At 39.8% G+C, this 21,621-nt stretch carries 21 protein-coding genes; 3 read left to right on the top strand and 18 right to left on the bottom strand.

Going from position 1 to position 21,621, the window contains the following annotated elements; translation table 11 throughout:
• Positions 1–53: 53 nt before the first annotated feature.
• Entirely contained in the window at positions 54–704 is a 651-nt protein-coding gene (locus tag OTG27_RS11655) for a lysozyme family protein (RefSeq protein ID WP_268937004.1), read from the bottom strand.
• A 156-nt stretch (positions 705–860) separates the two neighbouring features.
• Here OTG27_RS11655 and OTG27_RS11650 point away from each other — a divergent pair, with 156 nt between their 5' ends.
• Positions 861–1,016 carry a DUF4021 domain-containing protein gene (locus OTG27_RS11650; protein WP_268937003.1) on the top strand — a complete coding sequence of 52 codons (156 nt, stop codon included), beginning with the start codon at positions 861–863 and terminating at the stop codon, positions 1,014–1,016.
• Positions 1,017–1,201: 185 nt separating this feature from the next.
• Here OTG27_RS11650 and OTG27_RS11645 read toward each other — a convergent pair whose 3' ends face one another.
• The 12 genes from OTG27_RS11645 to OTG27_RS11590 all read right to left on the bottom strand — a co-directional run bounded on the left by OTG27_RS11645 (position 1,202) and on the right by OTG27_RS11590 (position 13,220).
• Positions 1,202–1,987 (bottom strand): glucose 1-dehydrogenase, encoded by a 786-nt coding sequence (locus tag OTG27_RS11645; RefSeq protein WP_268937002.1) that lies wholly within the window; start codon positions 1,985–1,987, stop codon positions 1,202–1,204.
• Positions 1,988–2,036: 49 nt separating this feature from the next.
• On the bottom strand, positions 2,037–2,789 hold the full coding sequence (locus tag OTG27_RS11640) for an SDR family NAD(P)-dependent oxidoreductase (RefSeq protein WP_268937001.1): 753 nt from the start codon (positions 2,787–2,789) through the stop codon (positions 2,037–2,039).
• A gap of 34 nt (positions 2,790–2,823) precedes the next feature.
• Positions 2,824–3,612, bottom strand: coding sequence for an SDR family NAD(P)-dependent oxidoreductase (locus tag OTG27_RS11635; protein WP_268937000.1), 789 nt, complete (start codon positions 3,610–3,612; stop codon positions 2,824–2,826).
• A 113-nt stretch (positions 3,613–3,725) separates the two neighbouring features.
• Positions 3,726–4,376: a GntR family transcriptional regulator gene (locus OTG27_RS11630; RefSeq protein WP_098865803.1), complete on the bottom strand. Its 651-nt coding sequence runs from the start codon at positions 4,374–4,376 to the stop codon at positions 3,726–3,728.
• A 147-nt stretch (positions 4,377–4,523) separates the two neighbouring features.
• The gene (locus OTG27_RS11625) at positions 4,524–5,321 is read right to left on the bottom strand and encodes a DUF2935 domain-containing protein (RefSeq protein ID WP_268936999.1); all 798 of its coding nucleotides are present in this window, start codon (positions 5,319–5,321) and stop codon (positions 4,524–4,526) included.
• 367 nt (positions 5,322–5,688) lie between these two features.
• On the bottom strand, positions 5,689–6,021 hold the full coding sequence (locus tag OTG27_RS11620; RefSeq protein WP_053535000.1) for an AtuA-related protein: 333 nt from the start codon (positions 6,019–6,021) through the stop codon (positions 5,689–5,691).
• The gene (locus OTG27_RS11615; RefSeq protein ID WP_268936998.1) at positions 5,993–7,378 is read right to left on the bottom strand and encodes an acyclic terpene utilization AtuA family protein; all 1,386 of its coding nucleotides are present in this window, start codon (positions 7,376–7,378) and stop codon (positions 5,993–5,995) included. The genes OTG27_RS11620 and OTG27_RS11615 overlap by 29 nt, the downstream gene beginning before the upstream one ends.
• Before the next feature lie 51 nt (positions 7,379–7,429).
• Entirely contained in the window at positions 7,430–8,362 is a 933-nt protein-coding gene (locus OTG27_RS11610; protein ID WP_268936997.1) for an HpcH/HpaI aldolase/citrate lyase family protein, read from the bottom strand.
• Positions 8,334–9,494, bottom strand: a complete 1,161-nt coding sequence (locus OTG27_RS11605) for a CaiB/BaiF CoA transferase family protein (RefSeq protein ID WP_268936996.1) — start codon at positions 9,492–9,494, stop codon at positions 8,334–8,336. Before OTG27_RS11605 ends, OTG27_RS11610 begins: the two co-directional genes overlap by 29 nt.
• A gap of 37 nt (positions 9,495–9,531) precedes the next feature.
• On the bottom strand, positions 9,532–10,830 hold the full coding sequence (locus OTG27_RS11600) for a CitMHS family transporter (protein ID WP_268936995.1): 1,299 nt from the start codon (positions 10,828–10,830) through the stop codon (positions 9,532–9,534).
• A gap of 183 nt (positions 10,831–11,013) precedes the next feature.
• On the bottom strand, positions 11,014–11,955 hold the full coding sequence (locus tag OTG27_RS11595; RefSeq protein ID WP_268936994.1) for a hydroxymethylglutaryl-CoA lyase: 942 nt from the start codon (positions 11,953–11,955) through the stop codon (positions 11,014–11,016).
• A gap of 14 nt (positions 11,956–11,969) precedes the next feature.
• On the bottom strand, positions 11,970–13,220 hold the full coding sequence (locus tag OTG27_RS11590; protein WP_268936993.1) for a CaiB/BaiF CoA transferase family protein: 1,251 nt from the start codon (positions 13,218–13,220) through the stop codon (positions 11,970–11,972).
• A gap of 302 nt (positions 13,221–13,522) precedes the next feature.
• Between OTG27_RS11590 and OTG27_RS11585 the strand changes: the two genes are divergently transcribed.
• A complete protein-coding gene (locus OTG27_RS11585) occupies positions 13,523–14,188 on the top strand; it encodes a GntR family transcriptional regulator (RefSeq protein ID WP_268936992.1) in 666 nt (221 codons plus the stop codon).
• A 199-nt stretch (positions 14,189–14,387) separates the two neighbouring features.
• On the opposite strand, the gene OTG27_RS11580 is transcribed toward OTG27_RS11585, so the two are convergent.
• The gene (locus OTG27_RS11580) at positions 14,388–14,648 is read right to left on the bottom strand and encodes a hypothetical protein (RefSeq protein ID WP_268936991.1); all 261 of its coding nucleotides are present in this window, start codon (positions 14,646–14,648) and stop codon (positions 14,388–14,390) included.
• A gap of 175 nt (positions 14,649–14,823) precedes the next feature.
• On the opposite strand from OTG27_RS11580, the gene OTG27_RS11575 reads away from it, so the two are divergent.
• The gene (locus tag OTG27_RS11575; protein WP_268936990.1) at positions 14,824–15,537 is read left to right on the top strand and encodes a class I SAM-dependent methyltransferase; all 714 of its coding nucleotides are present in this window, start codon (positions 14,824–14,826) and stop codon (positions 15,535–15,537) included.
• A 103-nt stretch (positions 15,538–15,640) separates the two neighbouring features.
• Here the strand turns inward: OTG27_RS11575 and OTG27_RS11570 are convergent, their stop codons facing one another.
• The 4 genes from OTG27_RS11570 to OTG27_RS11555 form a co-directional block, all read right to left on the bottom strand.
• A complete protein-coding gene (locus OTG27_RS11570; RefSeq protein ID WP_268936989.1) occupies positions 15,641–17,191 on the bottom strand; it encodes a histidine kinase N-terminal 7TM domain-containing diguanylate cyclase in 1,551 nt (516 codons plus the stop codon).
• 219 nt (positions 17,192–17,410) lie between these two features.
• The gene (locus OTG27_RS11565; RefSeq protein WP_268936988.1) at positions 17,411–19,210 is read right to left on the bottom strand and encodes a S9 family peptidase; all 1,800 of its coding nucleotides are present in this window, start codon (positions 19,208–19,210) and stop codon (positions 17,411–17,413) included.
• A gap of 297 nt (positions 19,211–19,507) precedes the next feature.
• A complete protein-coding gene (locus OTG27_RS11560; protein WP_307730060.1) occupies positions 19,508–20,509 on the bottom strand; it encodes a C40 family peptidase in 1,002 nt (333 codons plus the stop codon).
• A 25-nt stretch (positions 20,510–20,534) separates the two neighbouring features.
• Entirely contained in the window at positions 20,535–21,617 is a 1,083-nt protein-coding gene (locus tag OTG27_RS11555) for a dipeptide epimerase (protein ID WP_268936987.1), read from the bottom strand.
• Positions 21,618–21,621 lie beyond the last annotated feature (4 nt).

Raw genomic sequence — 21,621 nt, 5'->3', positions numbered from 1 at the left:
GTAGCATTACCATGAAAAAAAGCCTACTTCATTCAGTAGGCTTTTTGTTCCCCTCACTCACCATCAGCTTGAGCCGATAAACTGTTACCAAGCTCCTCAATGTTCTTAGATACCTTTGCACTGTATGAGTAGTCACCGTAGCAATATGGGTACCGAAAATTATCCTTGTCCCCGCCGCAATCATAGAGCCTGGGGTTCTTTTCGACCTGAAGCATGGAGAACTTCTTCGCAAGCTCTTCATTATGCTTGCCCCCTTCATTCGCCACGAAATCAATATAACCAATACCCATGTTATATGCTTGAATGATCGTGGCAAAATCCACACCCTTTTCATTGCCATATTCATTGATCCTCTTAAAATGTTTCACCCCATACTTAATGCTTTCCGTTGGATCTGTGATTGTATTTGGATCAAGACCCGCTGACTCAGATGCCTGCATTGGGTCACCGCCCCTTCCTCGGCTTTCCTGCTGCATCAAAGCAATCAATGTCGAAGTATGCTCCTCAAGTCCGTATTTAGCCAACTCCCCTTGAAGGAGTGAGCTATACTTTTTTACGTTCGCGAAAGAATCAAGCGTATTTACTGATGTGGAAACATTTTCGGGATAGGGGGTTTTCATGATCTCCTTAATGAGCAAAAATCCAAAAATCAGGATGAAAATGGTAAAAACTTTCTTTGATTTCTTACGTTTCTTCTTCTTCACATTCCCTCTCCGATATCTCTAAGTTAATATATTTATATCTTAACAAATAGTAAGACTAATAACTATTTAGAATACCCAATAAAACGTTTTGCAAATGAGATTACCATGCATATTTTATCAAGCAATGAGACACCCTATTGGTTGGAGGTGATATGTATGGACAAGAAGAATGAAAAAGAAGCAATCCTTGATGATAAAAAGAAAAAATATAGAAACGAGTTTGGGGCAGATCCGGATGAACAAGAAATGAATGGTCTGTATGGTATGTTGGAAACTGAATATGAAGATAAGCTTCATGATAAAGAAAAGTAACGATTGGTTTCTTTAATGTTTGTTAAGCGCCTTAATATGGCATTTTTTATGAGTTCCGTTACTATTCTAATGGTTCACATCGTTTCATAATGTACTGATTTTTAAAATTTGAATTCATTTGGTCATAAAATAAAAGGATACGATTAAAAAGGGAGTGACCTAATACTGTCACTCCCTTTACACGTTTAGTATTGTGAAGACTGTCCGCCATCAATCGGAATGACAGCCCCGTTGATGAACTCCGATTCCCCTGATAATAGGAAGGCGACTAAACGGCCGACCTCTTCTGGTTTACCAAAGCGTTTCTTAGGATTCACACTGACGAAATCCGCCATTGCTTCTTCCCAATTTCCCCCGCCTATTTGCCTGAATGAACCTTCTACCATTGCCGTTAAGATAACTCCTGGTGCAATGGCATTTATGCTGATTCCATATTGACCATATTCTATGGCAGCTGTTTTCGTTAACCCTGCAACAGCATGCTTACTCGCAACGTAAGCACTTTGGTTAAGCACAGCACGAATTCCACCTACGGAAGCCACGTTCACCACTGCCCCTGATCCTTGTTCTTTCATGATTGGCAGAATGTATTTCATACCATAGAACACACCATTGATATTGATGTCCGTCACTTTGTTGAAAACTTTGCTATCGTATTCAGCCATAGGGGCTTGTTTACCTTCGATACCCGCATTATTATAAAATGCATCGATTCTGCCATATTTGCTGACTGTTTGGTCTACATAGTTCTTTACTGCTTCTTCATCCGATACATCTGCAGTGACCAGAAGCACGTCCGATTTTGGTGCAATTTCCAAGATTAATTTTTTTGTCACTTCCAAAGATGCATCGTTTAAATCAACTAATGAAAGTTTAGCCCCTTCTTTAGCCAATTCCAATGCGGCTGCTTGTCCTAGCCCTGATCCTGCCCCAGTAATGATTACAACTTTGTCATCGAATCGTTCGCTCATTTGTCAAAACTCCCTTTTTTAAGTTATCTCGAAAATCCTTTGATTATTATTATCCTTTAAAGCTTAAGAATCCATCATCAACAGGGATGACTTGTCCATTAATGGCGTCCGCTTTTTCAGAGAACAAGAACGTTACAACTTCAGCAACTTTTTCTGGCTGAATCAATTTTTTCCTCATATGAAGTTGTGCCAAACTGTCCAGGAACTCTTGATCTTCACCAATGATCGGCGTTTCGATGAAACCTGGTGCAACGCCGACAACACGAATCCCATATTGCGCAAGTTCAATGGCACCGGATTTAGTCATGGCGATGACTGCAGCTTTTGCAGCATGGTAATTAAAGCTGCCAATTGAAACCATCGTCCCATATATAGATGCTGTATTAACGATCGTTGCCCCAGTTACACCAAGCTCGACCATCTTCCTTGCTGCATAATACATGCCATAATATACGCCGTGTTGGTCAACATCAACGACTCTGTGGTATGATTCTGGATCCATTTCCAAAAATGGTTTTACTAGTCCAATTCCAGCGTTGTTGAATATGCCATTGATGGTGCCATGATTGGCAATTGCTGCTTCGACCATCGCTTCCACTTCTTCCGCTTTAGCTACGTCCACTTTCACAAAAGATGCCGTGCCTCCCTTTTGTTGAATAGATTCAGCCGTTTCCTTAGCGGCAACTTCATTATAATCAGCCGCTACGACAATAGCTCCCTGTTCAGCTAATTTATATGCCGTTTCCTTACCAATTCCGCTGCCCGCTCCTGTAATTATTATGACTTTTCCTTTTAAACTCATGTATGGGTCCCCCTTTAATAAAGTTTTTTGCTTGTCAGATTAAAATGGCCCCTCCGTCGATTACAAGTTCTTGACCCGTAATGTGGCTGGAAAGATCGGATACTAAGTACATCATTAGATTTGCAACTTCCTGAGGCTCAGCATACCGGCCATCCGGAGTCGTTGCTTCCAACTGTTTTCTAGCCGTTTCTGCTGCCGCGGAATCACCTTGGCCAAATCCGCTTTCAATCGACCGCATCATAGCCGTGTTGACGACACCTGGGCAGACCGCATTCACCCTGACACCATGTGGAGCAACTTCGACACCAGCTGTTTTCGTCATTCCAAGAACCGCATGTTTACTTGCGCCATACGCCACCATGTTTGGCGTTGCCAGTAAACCCGCTCCAGAAGCTGTATTCACGACTGCCCCGCTTTTTTGTTCAATCATATGGGGCAATACATGTTTTAAGCCCAAGAAAACGCCGCGAACATTTATTGACACTAATTGATCGAAAACCTCAGTAGGATAATCGGTTAGAGGCATTATTTTGCCTTCCCACCCGGCATTATTCAAGAAAATATCGATTTTGCCATAGGAATCTATCGTTTTTTGAACATAATTTTTAATATCGGCTTCCTTTGTAACATCGGCTTTTACAAATTTCGCTTCGCCGCCGTTTTCTTTGATTTTATTTACCGTTAGCAAGCCAGCCTCTTCGGAAAGGTCTACAACAACCACTTTGGCTCCATTTTCTGAAAGTGTAATAGACGCTGCCCGGCCGATACCCCCGCCGCCGCCGGTAACAATTGCTACTTTTTCTGTAAAATCGAATGCTTGCATAATATTCTCCCTTTCTCCCTTTAATATTGCTGAAGATATTCTTGTTTGAATACGATTACATCATATCATTAATTTTGTCGATTGTCGACAATTTGGTTTTAGAGTCAAAGACTCTACATCACTCCACGACTCAAGGCTTCATGAATTTCATTTTTTGCTTTAACGAAATCATCTTCTAGAATGGCCTCAATGGACATTTTTAATCTGAAATGGAAGTTTTCCATCGTTTCCGTATTCCATTGACTTTGGGCAAAAACCATGAGGATATGACTGGCTTCTTCAAAAAATCTTGATAATGCTTTATTATTTGCGATTGAAAAAATATAGCGAAATATCTGTGTTGCCCTTTTTTGATACTCGATTACATTCCTATTTTCACACTCATCGGTTGCACTTTCCAAATGCCTTTGTAATGATTGCTTATTTTCTGCATGCCACTTCCCTTGGGAAAAATCAATGCCCATCTGGATCAACCCGATCGTAACATCATTATATTCAATGATTTCCTTTTGTGAAAATGGCTTGACGATCGTTCCCCGCCGCGGCATCCTCTCAACAATACCGTCAACCTGCAATAAATAAAGGGCTTCGCGTACGGGAGCACGGCTAGTGTTCAATTCTTTGGAAATATCTTCTTCGACGATTTTCTCTCCAGCTTCTATTTCACCTTCAATGATTTTTTTTAAAATGTGTTTAGCGATTTGTTGTGGTAACGATTCTCCAAAATAAATGCCATCTGTCAAATTGGAAGCATTTCCAAACATCTTTCAGCACTCCTATACTTCTATAATTAATTTTAGTTCTTCTAGTATAACATAAGGATAAGAATTAACTTCCTTTATAAATCACATCCATTAAGGAAAGCACATATAAAGAGCCCGTTTAAAGAAAGGGCTCCATGAGGTACTTTTTTATTCGACTAGCCTCGGTTTCGCTGGATCACAATTTGGCTTTTCCATGTCTGTCGATTCAGCGAGTTTCGTTAAATAATAACATTCTTCACGCCACATATGATCGGCCATTAATGGCGAAAAAGTTCCAAGAGCCTGCGCACTGAGGTCAAGCTCCTCCAATTCAAGCAGGAAGTGCTGGAAGAATTTAATTTCCAATGTAACGTCCTCATTCATTTTTTCCAACGCTGGGAATGTTGACAGATTAGTTCGTAAAAATCCAGCCATTTCAACAGCTTTTAAATAAAAATCATTAAAATGTTTTTTATATTGCTCACTTTTCTCTTTTAATCTTTTTTCAACATCATCCAAATTGGATGATATTGTACCTGCATGCCCTGCTGCATCTAGCAGCCAAAGCAAATGATGATGAAGTTCATGAAAAATCGGCGGCATTTGATTTGCATTGAAATATTTCAATAATCTTAAATATTCTTCTAATTCGTTCACCATATGATTAATGAATGAAGGTGAAAGATGTATTTTAATTTTACCTACCAGATGCTCTTTTAAAAGACATAGCTTAAACTCCCGAAATCTTAATGTTTCTTGTTCTGCTGTGGCAGTAAGTTGCGAAATTTCTTCCGAATTGGCTTTACCAAGGAGAGTATCAAAAATTTGAATGAATTCTGAGGCAATTTCAATGTATTCCACTTCGACCGGAGCTAAAGACTCGTGGATGAACCTGGCATGGTCTCCTAAGATTTGCAGCCAAAACCGATGCTCGAATCTTGCTGTTTTCTCCAAAAACTCGTTCATTTGCTCTCCCCCATAATATAAAGTAAAAGAAACACACTTATTATTTTTATTCCTTTAAGGAAATACTTATGAACAAAAAATGAACAAAGGTCAGCAAATTTTTATTAAATGATCATCATTCATTACGGAAAGAGAAAGGGGCCCTGCACCCCTCTGCTCATCAACTTATACTAACCAAGCAGCATTTGAATGCTTCCTCACTTGCTATATCATATAATCCTATCGTAGCGATCAGATTTTTTGCTCCAAATGATGTATAACAAAGTGTCAGCTTATATGTTAGGGTGGATTCCAAAAGAATATCTCCTCAAAATATCGGGATACAAAAAACGAGCCCTTGAATATTTGGCTCGCCTTCATAAGAAAATTAATAATTTGGGTCATGTACGTCAGCTTCCATATCGATTTCCATATCCATTAGGGCTGAGCTCATGCTTTTTCCGTGTCTATCCAAAGCAAGTGATTTTGTGACTCCTCCGCCTAGAGCGTTTTGCATGACAAAGTTCAATGCGCCAATTTTCGGCAGTTCATACCTAACCACATCACCCTTCACTATTTCGTGAAAGTAATCCTTAACCTTTGCTGCAGTTACCTGTTTTTTTACTTTCTCAAAATCCTCCATACGATAGACGATGACGGAAATATTTGAAATATTTCCTTTATCCCCTGTTCTAGAGTGAGCGACTTGCTTGAGTTTCAATCTTGTCTACCTCCTCGTACGTTACGTCGATTGTAATATCTTCGCTAGGAATAAGAATTGAAGCAATGGATACAACCTCTTGGACATTAACCCGAACACCACCGCCTCCAGCAGGCCCATTAGTATATAAAGCTTCCACCTCTTGGCCGATTAAGTTAGCGCCTACTTTATCAGCTGTCCTGGCTGCAACCCTTAATCGTACCTCCGATAGTTTTTCTTTGTTATACAACGGTTCCGATATAGAAGATCCATATAGCGAATTAGAACCAATATGATCGAATCTAATTTCTTGAATCTCAATATTTGCCTGAATTAACCGGTGTCTCACTACTTCTTCCGCCAGTCTTGACCTTCCCAAACAACCCGAACCTCCGTAACTGATTTCTGCTTCAACTATGTATCCGTCCAAATAGCCGATGCTCGTTTTATAGTAACCGCTCTTCTCTTTTCCAGACACTCCCTTAATATGCACTTGGTTTGTTTCCTTTTCTATCACTTCTATTTGAGAAAAATCAGCGATAACATCCGGAGTAAGATATCGGGTTGGGTCATGAATTTCATATACAACCTGTTCCTTTACGGTAGCAGCCGTAACCATGCCTCCCGAAACCTCAAGCTTGGTTAAAAGAAAGTTCCCATTTTCCTGTACTTCGGCGATCGGATAACCGACATTCCATAAGTCAGGAACATCCTTATACCCCGGATCTGCGAAATAACCACCGGTCACTTGGGCTCCACATTCTAGTAAATGACCAGCGGCTGTCCCCTTACCAAGAAGCTCATAGTCTGTATCCTGCCAACCAAATTCATGTTTAAGTGGTGCAACTACTAATGAAGGATCAGATACCCGGCCCGTAATTACAATATCTGCACCTTCTCGCAAAGCGGAAACAATTCCTAAAATTCCGATATAGGCATTTGCAGAAATGATGGAAGACTTCACCTCTTTCAAGGGGACTCCGGTTTCTATTATTGTGCAATCCATGTACTTCCCAATGTTCGGATATACATCATCTCCACTTACAGCTGCTATTTTTAAATGTCCGATGCCTTTTTCCTCTGCTAATTGCTTAACGATCTTAGCGGCTGCGAGAGGGTTTGCTGCTCCCATATTGGTGATTAATGTGACATCATTCTCGATGCACAGTGATAAGACTTTTTCCATACGATACTTCAATAAATGGTTGTACCCCTTATCAGGATTTTTCATTTTCTCCTGCTGAGCAAGGGCTATTGTCCTTTCTGCTAAACATTCAAAGATGATATAATCCAAATTTCCTTTTTGAATTAATTCCATCGCAGGCTCAATTCGATCGCCTGCATATCCTGCACCCGAACCAATTCTAATCTTCTTCATAATAACTTCCTCCCTTCAAGCTCCAGTAGAATCACGAGCGATACTTGATCGTCAAGCTTGATATAAATTAACTGATTGAAGGGTACGCTTAGCACGTTCTACAATAGGAAGATCAATCATTTTCCCTTTAAGCTGCAAAACGCCTTCCCCTTTGACTAATGCCTGTTCGAACGCACTTACAATTCTTTCTGCTTCCTCGATTTCTTCAGGACTTGGGGTAAAGACCTGGTTTACAAGATCGACCTGATCGGGATGAATGATTAATTTCCCTTGAAATCCAAGCTCCTTAACAAGCTGGGTTTCGGCTAGAAAGCCTTTATGATCTTTTATATCAACAAAAACCGTGTCTATAGGTGGTCCAACTCCCGCAGCCCTGGAAGTAACAACCAATTGAGATCTTGCATAGAGCAATTCATGGGCATTCTTCGTTATGGTTGCATTTATATCGAATGCATAGTCCATGGAACCGAAAGCAAGCTGCTGAACTCTCTGACTAGCAGAAGCGATTTCAAAAGAATTATATAATCCTAAAGCAGACTCTATTAAAGGTACAATTTTTATTTGGCCCTTATTTAGATTCCTTTTTGATTCCCTTTCAACTAATAAATGATCCAAAGACCTAATTTCTTCTTTTGTCTCAACTTTCGGTAATACAATTCCTGTCAAACCGAGATCAATTAGATCAAGTAAGTCATCGTAAAAATATGGTGTGTGAAATCCATTTATTCTGATGTAATTTTCCTTTTCCTGATTCGCCTTGATATATTTCCTCACTAAATCTCTTGCATCTTTTTTTCCTTCTGGAGAAACAGCATCTTCTAAATCATAAATGAATACATCGGCACATAATTGCTGCACTTTCTTTAATTTCTTTTCATCAGACCCAGGAATGAACATCCATGTCCGAGTAATCATAACTTCACCCCTTTTCATTTTTCCATCATTAGGGAATGACTTATATTTTTCCGATGATTTCGTTTTCAAATCCAAACTCCTTTAGGATGGACTCTGTATGCTCGCCAACATCCGGTATAGGATTCATGACCGGCTCCAAATCATCGAAAGTAACAGGAGGGATGAGTGCATTTAATTTTCCAGCAGGAGAATCGACTTCTCGCCAACGTCCCCGGACCTTCAATTGTGGATGATTGATGAATTCCTCTACCGTATTTAAATGGGCATTCGCAATTTTTGCTTTTTCAAGTTTTTCAATTATCTCACTCGAGTTCATTTTTTGAAAAACAGCGTCAATCATTTCCTTGAGAATACCGCTATTGGAAACGCGGAATACATTACTATGAAACCTTCTATCTGTAATTAATTCAGATTTTTCTAACACTTGTGTGCAAAAGCTTTCCCACTCCCGCTCATTTTGAATGCCCAAGAATACTAATTTTCCATCCCCTGCTAGGAACGGGCCATAAGGATAAATCGTTGCGTGATTTGCCCCCGTTCGCTTCGGATCCGTCCCACCATACCCAGAATAGTATAGTGGATATCCCATCCATTCTCCCAGCGCCTCAAGCATTGAAACCTCCATCACCTTTCCTTTACCTGTCCTAAAACGAGAAATAAGTGCAGTTAATATACCAGAGTACGCATACATACCTGCTGCAATATCCGCAATCGATATGCCTGTTTTCGATGGAGTGTCTTCTGTACCAGTAATGGAAACGACACCTGCCTCACATTGAATGAGTAAATCGTATGCCTTTTTATCCATATAAGGACCGAACGTACCATAACCAGAAATTCCGCAAATCACAAGTTGAGGATATTTTTCTTTGAGGACAGAGGCACTAAAACCAAGTCGATCAACAGCACCGGGTGCCAGGTTTTGAATGAATACGTCCGCCTCCGAAAGCAATTTATCCAAAACCATCTTTGCTCCATCCTGTTTTAGATCAAGGGTCAAGGATTCTTTCGATCGATTTAGCCAGACAAAGTGGCTTGACATTCCGTGAACGGTTGAATCATAGTTTCGTGCAAAATCTCCAGATCCAGGCCTCTCTACCTTTATCACACGTGCCCCTAAGTCTGCCAACTGCCGAGATGCAAATGGAGCTGCGACTGCCTGTTCTAATGACACAACTGTAATTCCCTCAAGAGGTAACATTGAACCACTCCCTAATTGAATTTCCAAACTAGTTTATTTAAAGAGGTATTGCCCCTGTAAGCAATGCCACGATTGTCATCACGATAGTACTGCCAAAAGCCCAGAAAAAAATCTTTTTCTGAAGATCTCCCAAATCCACCTTACATAATCCAATAAGGACAAACACAGACGGATTCAATGGACTCAAGGGAAAACCCGTTGTCCCGTTCCCTAATAATGCAGCCCTTCCAATTTCTATTGGGTCAACACCAAAGGCTGCCCCGGCCTCACTTAGTACAGGAAGCAGCCCATAATAAAAGGCATCAGGAGAAAATATTAAACTTAATGGCATACTGACCACGGCTACCAGGATTGGCAGATGGCCTCCCAGCCAATCCGGTATGGCTGAAACCATAGAAACAGCCATGGCGTCAATCATCTTAGTTCCTGAAAGAATTCCTGTGAAAATACCAGCCGCGAATATGGTCGTACATACCATAACCATGCTTTGGGCATGGGAAGCAATTTGTTCTTGCTGTTTTTTCACGTCAGGAAAATTCACTAACAAAGCAATGGCGAAAGCAACAATGAATAAGACAGGAACTGGAATTATTTCCATTATTAGTGCAACAATCAAAGAAATGGTTAAGATTAAATTGAACCAATAGAGTTTCGGTAGACTCGATGACATTTCTAGTGTTGCCGCGATTTCTCCCGATTCCAATGAATCGCCTTTGTTCGAAATAATGCCAATTCTTTTTCGTTCTTTTTTACCAAATATATACGATACAAATACTACCCAGACAGCCCCAGCTAACATGGCTGGAATGATGGGATTAAACAATTCGGAGGACTCCGCCCCAAGGGAAACCATTGCCCTAGCTAGCGGCCCTCCCCATGGAATAATATTCATGACCCCCGCACCCAACGCCACTACTCCAGCTAAAGTAAGTGAGCTCATGCCCAACCTCTTATAAATTGGCAACAAAGCGGTGACTGTTATCATGAAAGTTGCAGAACCGTCCCCATCCAAAGCAACAACTAAAGTTATGATAGCCGTGGCCATTACTATTTTTAGAGGATCTCCTTTTGCAAAACGAATGAGCCGGGTTATCATTGGGTCAAATAAGCCCTTATCGATCATCAAACCAAAATACAAAATGGAGAAACCAATCATAATACCCGTCGGTGTAACTTTTGCAATTCCATCCAACATCATTTTCCCTATTTCCAACCCAAAACCGCCGATAAGTGCAAATATAATCGGCACAAGTGCAAATGCGATTAAAACAGAAACTCGTTTTGACATCACTAAATAAAGAAATGTACCAATCATCAGAAACCCTAAAATAGCCATTCACATATCCCCTTGTAAATGATTTATTTGTAGCCTTTATATCTTTTAAACGAAAGGGTTTGAAGAAAAATTCTATAAACCTTTTAAACTCTCCGAGAAAACGGTTACATTATTTGTCATGAAGAGAAATCGCCAGTTGCACTTTATATGGAGGGAGTGATATTTATTTGTATGAAAAAACGGTTAAGAGTTCTGTTTTACAATATCATTGGTGTTATTCTCTGGGGAGTATGGATTTTCTATTTTGTGGAGGTGGCCAGTCAATGTACGATTCGTCATTTTTTTTATCAGAGTTACACAATGCATGAGTTTATCAAAATCAATACCAGTCTCTATTCCCATTTCATGAAGCATGAATACAAAGTCTTCAGTTGCATCGTTTCCTGCCGCTCCAGGCGCAAAAGGACAACCGCCCAATCCTCCTATGGAAGTATCAAAAGAAGTGATACCTGCTTGCAATGCCGCTAATGAGTTGGCTTTTGATAAACCATAAGTGTCATGGAAATGGGCTGCTATTTTCGCTGTGGGTGAGAGGTCCAAGGTTTTACCGAACAAATGATATACTTGCTTAGGATTAGCTCTGCCAATTGTATCGCAAAGCACAATTTCGTCCACATTTAATTTTTCTAATGCATGAACAAGGCCAAGGGTTGTCCCTTCCTGAACCGGCCCTTCATATGGGCAATAAAAAGCTGTTGAGATATGGAACCGTATGAACATATTTTCATTCTTTGCTTCCTCTACGACAGAGGATAACTGGAATAAGGACTCTTCAATGGACATCCTTAAATTTTTTTTATTGAAAGTCTCACTTGCCGCAACAAACAAGGCTAAGCTGGTTGCCCCTACATCTTTAGCCAAATCAAATCCCCGCTTATTCGGAATCAATGTCATGTATTGCACATCTTCACGTTTGTTGATATTTCTAAAAACTTCGGCTCCATCTGCCATTTGTGGTACATGTTTGGGTGAAACGAATGAAGTAGCCTCCATTCTTTTAATCCCCGTCTCACTTAGTGCATGTATCAATTGCAATTTCGAGTCAGTTGGAATAAAGATCTTTTCATTTTGAATTCCGTCCCTCGGTCCAGACTCTATGATTTCAACACGTTTTGGTAAGTTCATTTTATTTCATCTCCTCATTTTGTACTGTTATTTTTCAGCTTACTAGTTTCATGATCTGAAATAACCCCGGAAGCGAGCCACTCATCATATTTATCCTCTGCTAGTTCCAAAACCCCCTTTAAAACCTGTTCTGTGTGCTCTCCTAGTTTTGGACCAGCCCAATTAATACTTCCGGGAGTTTTGCTCAATTTGGGTACAATACCTGGAACTTTTAGTTTTCCAAGGCCTTCAACATCCATTTTATAGATCATTTCCCTAGCAAGGAAATGTGGATCATGCATCATGTCCTCAACACTATAAATCGATCCTGCGGGTATGTCTGAATTATCAAGTAATACCAGGGCATCTGCTAAATTATGCTGGATTGTCCAACCACCAATAACTTCATCTAGATACTCAGCATTCTGTACACGACCGTCATTAGTTGAGAATTTATGGTCATCCCTTAAATCAGGCCTTTCAACAACATCCATAAGCCTCTTGAAAATGCCATCTCCATTTGCCCCGATCACAATATATTTCCCATCTCTGCAAGGGTATGTATTCGAAGGTGCAATTCCTGGGAGGGTGCTTCCGGTTCTTTCACGAATCACTCCGTAATGGTCGTACTCTGGTACTGCACTTTCCATTAAACTGAAAATAGATTCATATAGAGCGACGTCAACACATTGTCCTTCCCCCCCAGGTTGGTCTCTATGATATACAGCCATTAATGCCCCCATAACAGCATATAATGCAGTTACAGAATCTCCCAAGCTTACTCCGACCCTTGTTGGAGGCCTATCAGGATAGCCTGTTAAATAACGAATCCCCCCCATTGCTTCTCCAATACTTCCAAACCCCGGCTTATTTCGGTACGGTCCATCTTGGCCATATCCTGATACCCTAACCATAATGATCTTCGGATTAATTCTTTTTAAATCCTCATAGCCAAGCCCCCACTTCTCCATAGTCCCCGGTTTGAAGTTTTCAATAATAATATCGACTTCATTTGTTAATTCCCTTATGATCTCTTGGGCTTCCGTTTTTCGTAAGTCCAATGAAATACTTTTTTTGTTCCTGGATTGAACAAACCACCATAAGGATGTGCCCTCATATAGTAATCTCCAATTTCTGATGGGGTCACCCTTTCCTGGTGGTTCTACTTTTATTACCTCGGCACCGAAGTCGGCCATTAATCTTCCGGCAAAAGGACCAGCTATCAAACTACCTAATTCCAAAACCTTTAATCCCTTCAACGCACCCTGTTTTATAACTTCACCCATGAGCATTCACCCCTTTTTAATATTTCTATCTAGGTAGATTACGGTTAAATATAAACGTTTCCTTTCTATAAAAATCAATTCATTAAAACAAAAACTTTCCTAATTTTTTGATAATTCTTATAATAATTGACATTTATTATTATGTCAACGGTTAACCGTTGACATTTTTTATGTTATAATTTGAGCTATTAAAGTAGGATTTAAGCTTTTATTATTGAAATATATCTATGTATTGAAAAACTCTGATAAATTGAAGGCCGTTTGTTAAATAGATATTAATTTGTTACATAGGGGGCACTATTATGAAAGAAATACAAAAAACTGAATTGCTTCATAATCAGGTATATCATATTCTGAAGGGTATGATTATAGACGGTGAATATCAGCCTGGAGAGCGTTTGGTCGAAACCAGGGTTGCTGAAAGAATCGGGGTTAGCCGGGGTACAATTAGAGAAGCCTTCCAGATGTTATTGAAAGATTACCTACTGGTTCGTGAAGGTAAGGCCATATCAGTTTATAACCCTAGCGAACAGGACATTATTGATGTATATCAATGCCGAATTAGCCTTGAATCTTTAGCTGTTAAATTAGCGACTCAGAATATCACGGACGAGGAATTAAGCAAGTTGGTCGAAGTAATAAATGACTCTAAAATAGCCGTGAATATGAATGATACAAAAAAGCTTACACAATTAAATCAGGAATTTCACGATATCATTGATCTTGCTTCCCGCAACCATCAACTAATCCAATTATGCGATGTTATCAAGACGAAAATACTATATATAAGGACTAGCATTTTAAAAGTACATTTTAAAAACTTTTCCGATTTTGTAGATGATCATGAACGGATCCTTATAGCAATTCAGAATAGAGATCCGGTACGAGCCGAACAGGAAATGCATTCCCATATTGAAAAAAGCTTCCATACAATAAAAGCAACTTTTAAAACTGTCATTGATCAATAAAGGAATTGATTCCCTAGGATTCCGTCTTGCACTGTCTTTTTAACTTCGGCAAACAAGCCAAATTCATTCAAAGCTCACGGCTTTATCTTAGTTGTACATCTATACATATTTTACTTATTTTTCCATAAATCCACCCAATGGCTACAAAATAAAAAAACCTGATGATTTGTCAGGTTTTTTTAAATTTTCATCATTCGCATTACCAGAGAAATGCGAGAAAGACTAAAGATGCAATTGCGCCAAAGGCAAATCCATTTGCGGCACCCCATCCATATCCTGCATTAAAGCCTCCATAACCAAAACCCCCAAGGTTTCCGCCACCGTTAAATGGACGAATATATACACGGTTCGGCGTAACCCGGTGTATGATTCCCCGATGAACGGTTCCTCTGCTTGTACGAATTTCAACCGGTTTTCCAACACCTTGCCTGCATTTATGATAATAATTATGATATCCCATATTACACTCCCCTTGTTAGTCGATTCTACATCGTATGCTTTCGGGGACTAGCCTGCATGGTTTAAAAACCCACCATTCCTTTAAAAGTATTTCCCATATTCCATGTCAATGGTTAAATCACTCTTTAAAACCAAAGCATAAAATACATTTATACATTTACAAAGGAGATAATTCCATGAACCATTCATATCAAGACGCACTAGCCATAATTGGAATCGAAGGGGCACACCCTGGTGGATTTGAACTGACTAAGCAGCTCTTAAAAAATGAAAAAATCGATCATACGTCAAAAATCCTTGATGCAGGATGCGGGACAGGGCAAACCTCAGCATTCTTGGCAAAAACGTTCCTTTGCCAAGTATCAGCGGTTGATCATCACCCTGAAATGGTGAAACATGCAAAAAAAAGATTCCAACAAGCTAACTTAAGCATCGACCTATATGAGCATTCAATAGAAGAACTGCCTTTTGACGATAATTCTTTTGATTTGATCATAGCCGAATCAACGACTGCATTCACTGATATCCAAAAATCACTCAGTGAATTTTACAGGGTCCTAAAACTAAAAGGAACTTTGTTATCCATTGATATGACAGCGGAAACCAGCCTTGATTCTGCCTCAAAAAAGGAAATCATGAACTTTTATCATTTAAGAGAATTATTGATGCAATCCGAATGGTTAAATTCCTTCCGACAAAACGGGTTTTCAGAGGTAAATATCTTGAGATCGAGTACCGCCTTAGAGCAATTAATGAATTCTTCAGTTTCAAATAGCCCCCTTCAGCCTTTGAATGAATGTTTGAAACGAGTCATGGACGAACATTACCGCCTCCTTTTTTCTTACGGAAACAGCCTCGGTTATAGAGTATACAGAGCTAGTAAAAAATAGGGCACTCATCATGAATAACGCAGCTTAAGATGTGTCTGGAATCTTGAACACTATGAAAAAAACCTAGAACAAGTTCAAGGTTTAAAAGAAAGGCAATATAGTCTTAGGCTATGATCTGTACACAATTTCGGCCATTCTTCTTAGCGGCATATAAGGCTTGGTCTGCCCGTGGCATCAATGTTTGGATGGAATGGCCTCGATCTCCAGCTTCAATTGATGCAGAAGTCACACCGAAACTGCAGGTAACGGAAATCTTCTCTCCATTAACCTCTGCAATACTTTCAGAAACCTTACCCCTTATAACATCGGCTAACTCATATGCAGTTGATAAAGCGGTATTCGGCAAACACACGATAAATTCTTCACCACCATAGCGCCCCAATAGATCTCCTTCCCGAATATATTCTTTTGCTGTATTTGCAACAAGCATTATGACGGCATCCCCTGCTTCATGTCCAAAATTATCATTAACATTTTTAAAATGATCGATATCAAACATGATGACTGAAACACTGCCGCCTTGCCTGCTTAGAGCATCGAATAAAATTTCCGATTTTTTGATGAAAAATGTTCTATTCAATATTTGGGTTAACCCGTCCAAGCTGGCAAGTTGTTTCAACTTTTCCAGCATGAGCACTCTTTCAGTTACGTCGGCGAAGGTAATGATCTGTCCGATAGGCAGGTTGCTTTTGTTGAACACGGGTGCAAAACCAATATGGTAATGTACCATATCACCATTTATGCTGCATGTAAAATCACTGTCTTGCTTAAGATTGATTATTTCCCTAAGATGATGATTCCCATTTAGCACACTTGTAATCGATTTACCTATAGTATGTTCATCCAACAAAGGTATGACTTTGCGCATTCCATGGTTATAATCAACAATCAAACCATGTTGATTTAAAACGATGACACCCTCTTTCATACTTTCAAAAACAGTATCCCTGGCGATCGGTGCTACATTGAACATTTGAAAAGTCAATAGTGCCGCACCATGAAAGATAAACGTGATACTCATGGATACAGGACCAAGATCGATTCCATATGAGCTTAATCCGTTTATATAATAGTAATTTGCTATTATAGGAATAAGCAGACCTGCCACCATCATTGATATTTGCATCCTGAATCTGAATGAAGAATTTTTCAACTGCCTTAGCAATATTATTATACTTATCATCACACATAAAAAAAGAAACAGGGAGTGAACGTAAAACCAAGGGCCGCCCACCAGTTTAATTATTGGAAAAGGGCTATCGCCTCTCAATCGCATCGATTTGTAATATAAGTGATGAGAATCATTTGTATAATGCATGAAAATGGTGATGAACGGTATGATGAAGAGTGCATATTTCCATACCTTCTTGAGGCTATGCCCTATATATTCAATACACATCAACAAAAGGAAGACTGGGATGAATGGCAAGGCCAAGTACTCGACCCTTAACCAAAATAAGATTTGTTCCAAAGATGTACTGGAAAGTTCGAAAGCATAGGAAAAAGTAAAAATGGAAGACAATAATGTCACGATAATATATGGTTTTGCTCCAGGTGCATCCTTGACCTTTAATAGTGCAAATAAACACAGGAACAAACTTAAAGCACCTGCCAATATAACTACGAGTAAGTATATCGATAATTCCTGTGGCATTGCGAATCAACTCCGTTAAACAAAAATACTTTTTCCGTATATTATATAGCACTTTATAACTAGGTGACTAGCGTTTATTCGGGGAATTCTGAATTTTAAAGAAATGATTTTTTTAAACGCCATATTGGTAGCTATTTACTAACTCCCAAAACTTAAAAACCCTCTGCTTCATCACTTTGAACGTGAGCGGCAGGGGTTTTTAATTTGTAAAAATGTGGATTATACCTTCTCTGTTACTGCTGTGAATCGATTTAAGAAGGAGAGTATTTTTTGATAGACGGCAATCTCATTTTCTTTTTTGGAAAATCCATGTCCTTCATTTTCTAGAAGCATATAATCGACATCTCTTCCTTTATCCTTCAACGCTTGAACGATTTGATCCGATTCCTCTTTGACGACACGGGGATCGTTTGCTCCTTGAATGACAAGCATTGGCTTTATCATGGATTCTAGATAAGTGATAGGCGAATACTCGATTAGTTTTTCTTTATCTTTTTCCGGATTTCCTACCCACTGGTCCATGACTGGCTTCCAGTCTTCAGGTACGGAATTGATAAATGAGAATAGGTTGGATGGGCCGAAAATATCGACAACCGCCTTAAAATAATCCGCATGTCGCCCGTGCAGCAGAAGGGCCATATAGCCTCCGAAGCTTCCGCCCATCAAAAGAATGTTGCCTTTTTGTGCATGCCCTTGGTCTATCAGCCAATCAAGGCCGGCTACATTATCAAGTCGCGGTCCATTTCCCCAATCTCCCTCTACCATTTTCATGAATTCCAAACCATAACCAGTAGAACCGCGGAAGTTTGGCGCGAAAATACTGTAACCGTTATTCAGGAAAAATTGAAATGAAGCTCTAAAAAACTTCCGTTCTGCCGCTTGAGGTCCTCCATGAGGCCAAAAAATGACTTCACCATTGTCATTTTCCTTTTTTGCCCTAAAAAATAACGATTCGATCTCCCGGCCATCAAAGGAAGGGTAGGTAATGATGTCCGGTTCAACCAATTCATTAGAATCGACGCCAGGAACAGTATATTTAGTTAATGATACCCACTCATCACCTGTATTTTTATAGATATTATGAGGCTTGGTTGCACTCATGCCAAATAGGTAAAGCGTGCCTGATGCAGCAACTTCAAGTTTATTAATGACACTGCATGGCACGGGGATGTTTCTCCAATTTTCATTTTGCAGATTGATTTCATATAATTGATCCTCTACACCCTTTTGACTGGTTATATATAATAATTGATTCTCTTTACTATAAGTAATGGCAGTAAAACTCTCATTCTCCAATTCTTTAACTTTACAGAACTTGTTTGTTTCAAGGTTGTATGAAGCTAAATAGGTAAAGTCCGAATCATAATCAGTCAATAAATATATCATCGAATCCGAAATAAAAACCCCATCATTCACTGTGTGTTGTTTCTCTGTCGGCGGAGTGAGCAGGATATCTTCGTTCCCTTTTTTTGCATAGAGAAGAGTATATGTATTAGCAAAGTGTTTATAGTAAAGTAAGGTTTCTTCATCCGGGCTGAAGCCAAATAAATAGGTCGCTGCATCTTTTCCCTCCAGTACCAGCCTTTCCTGTCCTGATTCTAAATCCAAACAATAGGAATTAAGAAAGGAAGGATTTCCTCTGGATGTCGTGTAATAGAGCTTTTTACTGTCATTCGATAATTTTGGCATGAAATTACGTGTATTTTCATGATTAACGATTTCCTTCATTGTACCTCCATTCAAAGGAACTCCGTAAAACTGGGTATTTTCATTACCGTCTTGATCGAAACCAGCAATGATAAACCGGCTCTTCTTATCATATATAAGCCCTTGGCAGCTTTGATCAATGGATGTAAGCGGATAAGGAAAGGAGTTTGGCAAATCCATTCCCCATAAATTATACTTGCCGCTCAAATTGGTACTGAAAACCAGATGTTTTTCATCTGGACTTACAGCAAAATCAGCAATGGAAAACGTTCGTAAAAATTGCTCAACATCAGGTTTTGGAAAAGTGATCATCATTGGCAACCCCTTACTTTTATAATATTGAGAAATATCTGCAAATAATTATACCATATTTTTCCTCATAGGTGCTGAGGAAATAGTGAATTAAGGTTTTAACTAGCGAAATATGGATAATTTAGTCTCATTTAATATTAACTAAACACTCTATAGGCATCCGGAACATCCAGGTTATGCAAAACTATTCTTTTTTAAATTCATTGGAGCATCGTTTTGTCATTCGATAGACTGAGTAAAGAACTATTTACATATGAAAAAAGCTTAAGAGCACTGGGCTCTTAAGCTTGTTAAGCATCAATCGATATATCTTCTTGCTCCGGCATATTCCTCTCCGTATCCCGATGTTTTTATTTCATCTATCCTTACATGTGTTGAGCTGTTAGGCGAATGGATCATTTTGCCGTCACCAATATACATTCCAACATGATGGACCTTTCCTTTCCCTTTATCATGGGCAAAAAATAGTAAGTCACCTGGCTGAAGATTTTCTTTTTCAACCTTTGTCCCATGCTGGGCCTGAATGGAAGAGTCCCTTGGGATCGTTATTCCATTAGCGTGGTACATCGTATACGTAAATCCAGAACAGTCAAATCCAAAACCGGACATTCCAGCCCATAAGTAAGGTAGCCCCAAAAAACCTTTTCCTGATTCAACGATGTCCTTACCGGTTGGAGCCGGTATTTGATTTTCATTTTGATAGACTGACACGTCTTGCCTTTCCATCCATTTTGCCCCATTACCCGGTGTCATCACCTTCACTTTGTCTTTTTTCACCTGCAATAGCGGAAGGCGGGTATTGAAGCTGACTTCGATGAATTTGGACCGAAGTTTCGAATCCGAATAAAGCCAGGTCTTTGGGGCATTTACAAGGGCAAATCCTCGTTTAAATTGCTTCTCAAAAGAATGTCCGTCTTTTAATTGTGCCTTTGGCATCCAACCTGGGTAACCAATATCATTGCGGGGTGTGGGTTGGTTGGAAACGGCTACTTTCACCCATTCGCCATGTTCTTCAAGAATCGTCACTTTAGAACCATATAAAGCTTGTGTTTCCAGGTTACCTACAAGCCACAGCTTGTCTTCATATTTCATCGAGCCGATCCATTCATTCAAATCGGCTGGATTCGATGCAGAAGGGGCATCGATTCCCCTTAATAATCCCGGCTCAGTCCAAAGAGTGGCCACGTTCACATCAACATAGGCAATTCTCTGCTTCTCCCTGGAACTAGCTTCATTGGGACTGAATACTAAAATACCAAAAGCCAATAAAGATAACACAATAACGGTTAACCTTTTCAAATCATTCACCCTTTCGAAATTGTTTTTATTGAGCAAAAGAGGATTTCCTCTTGACTCCCAGTCCAGGTTTATCGGAAATGAGAAGTTGATCTTTCATAAATTGAATGCCTTCAAATGGCTCATTCTTAATCCATAATGGGGCATCTAAATCAATCTTCGTTATATTTGGATGGGCGGTTGCCAGATGAGCCGCGGCCGCTACACTAACGGATGATTCCATCATACTCCCGATCATGCATTCCACGCCGGCTGCTTCTGCCATATCGGCGATTTGGAGTGCACGTCGAATTCCGCCAGTTTTCATTAATTTGATATTAAGGAAATCAACAGCATGTTCATGCAGGAGCCTCATGGCATCACGTGGGGAAAACAAACTTTCATCGGCCATGATCGGCACTTGGACAGAGCGTTTTATTTCTTTCAATCCTTCGATATCATGGGCTTGCACGGGCTGTTCCACCAAATCAACGTTCAGCTTTCTTTCTTCGATTTCATGAATGATGGAAATCGCTTGTTTTGTTGTCCACCCTTGATTTGCGTCAATCCTGATCATAACCTGTTCGCCAACTGCAGCACGAATGCAGGCAACGCGCTCCACATCATTCTTCCAATCCTTCCCCAGTTTTATCTTCATCGTAGAGAATCCGCTTTCGATAAGGGACAATGCCGCCTTTGCCATTTCTTCAGGTTCATCAACACTGATTGTCATATCATTTTTCAGGACATTAGATTTACCGCCAAGATATTGATATAATGGGAGCTGCCATCGTTTGCTGACTGCGTCGTACAAAGCGATTTCAACAGCAGCTTTTGCACTTGTGTTACCTACACAGGATCGTTGGATCAATTGAGACAATGCGTTGATATTCTCGATGTCGCGGCCAATTAGATGTGGTGTGATCACTTCTTCAATGACCGTCATGATTCCTTTTGTAGAATCACCTGTGATGGCAACCGTAGGTGCTGCAGCCCCCAAACCTTCCGTTCCATCCTCCAATTTTACGGAAACCATAATGTTTTCAATTTCCATTGCAGTGCGTAATGCAGTCTTGAATGGCTTGATAAGTGGCAAGGTTTCCACTGATACTTGTAAACTTTCAATCTTCATATTA

Source organism: Peribacillus sp. AS_2, assembly GCF_026891895.1.
GTDB classification, from domain to species: domain Bacteria; phylum Bacillota; class Bacilli; order Bacillales; family DSM-1321; genus Peribacillus; species Peribacillus frigoritolerans.
Note: the sequence above shows the minus strand (reverse complement) of the source record. Positions and strands in the feature narration are given on the sequence as shown.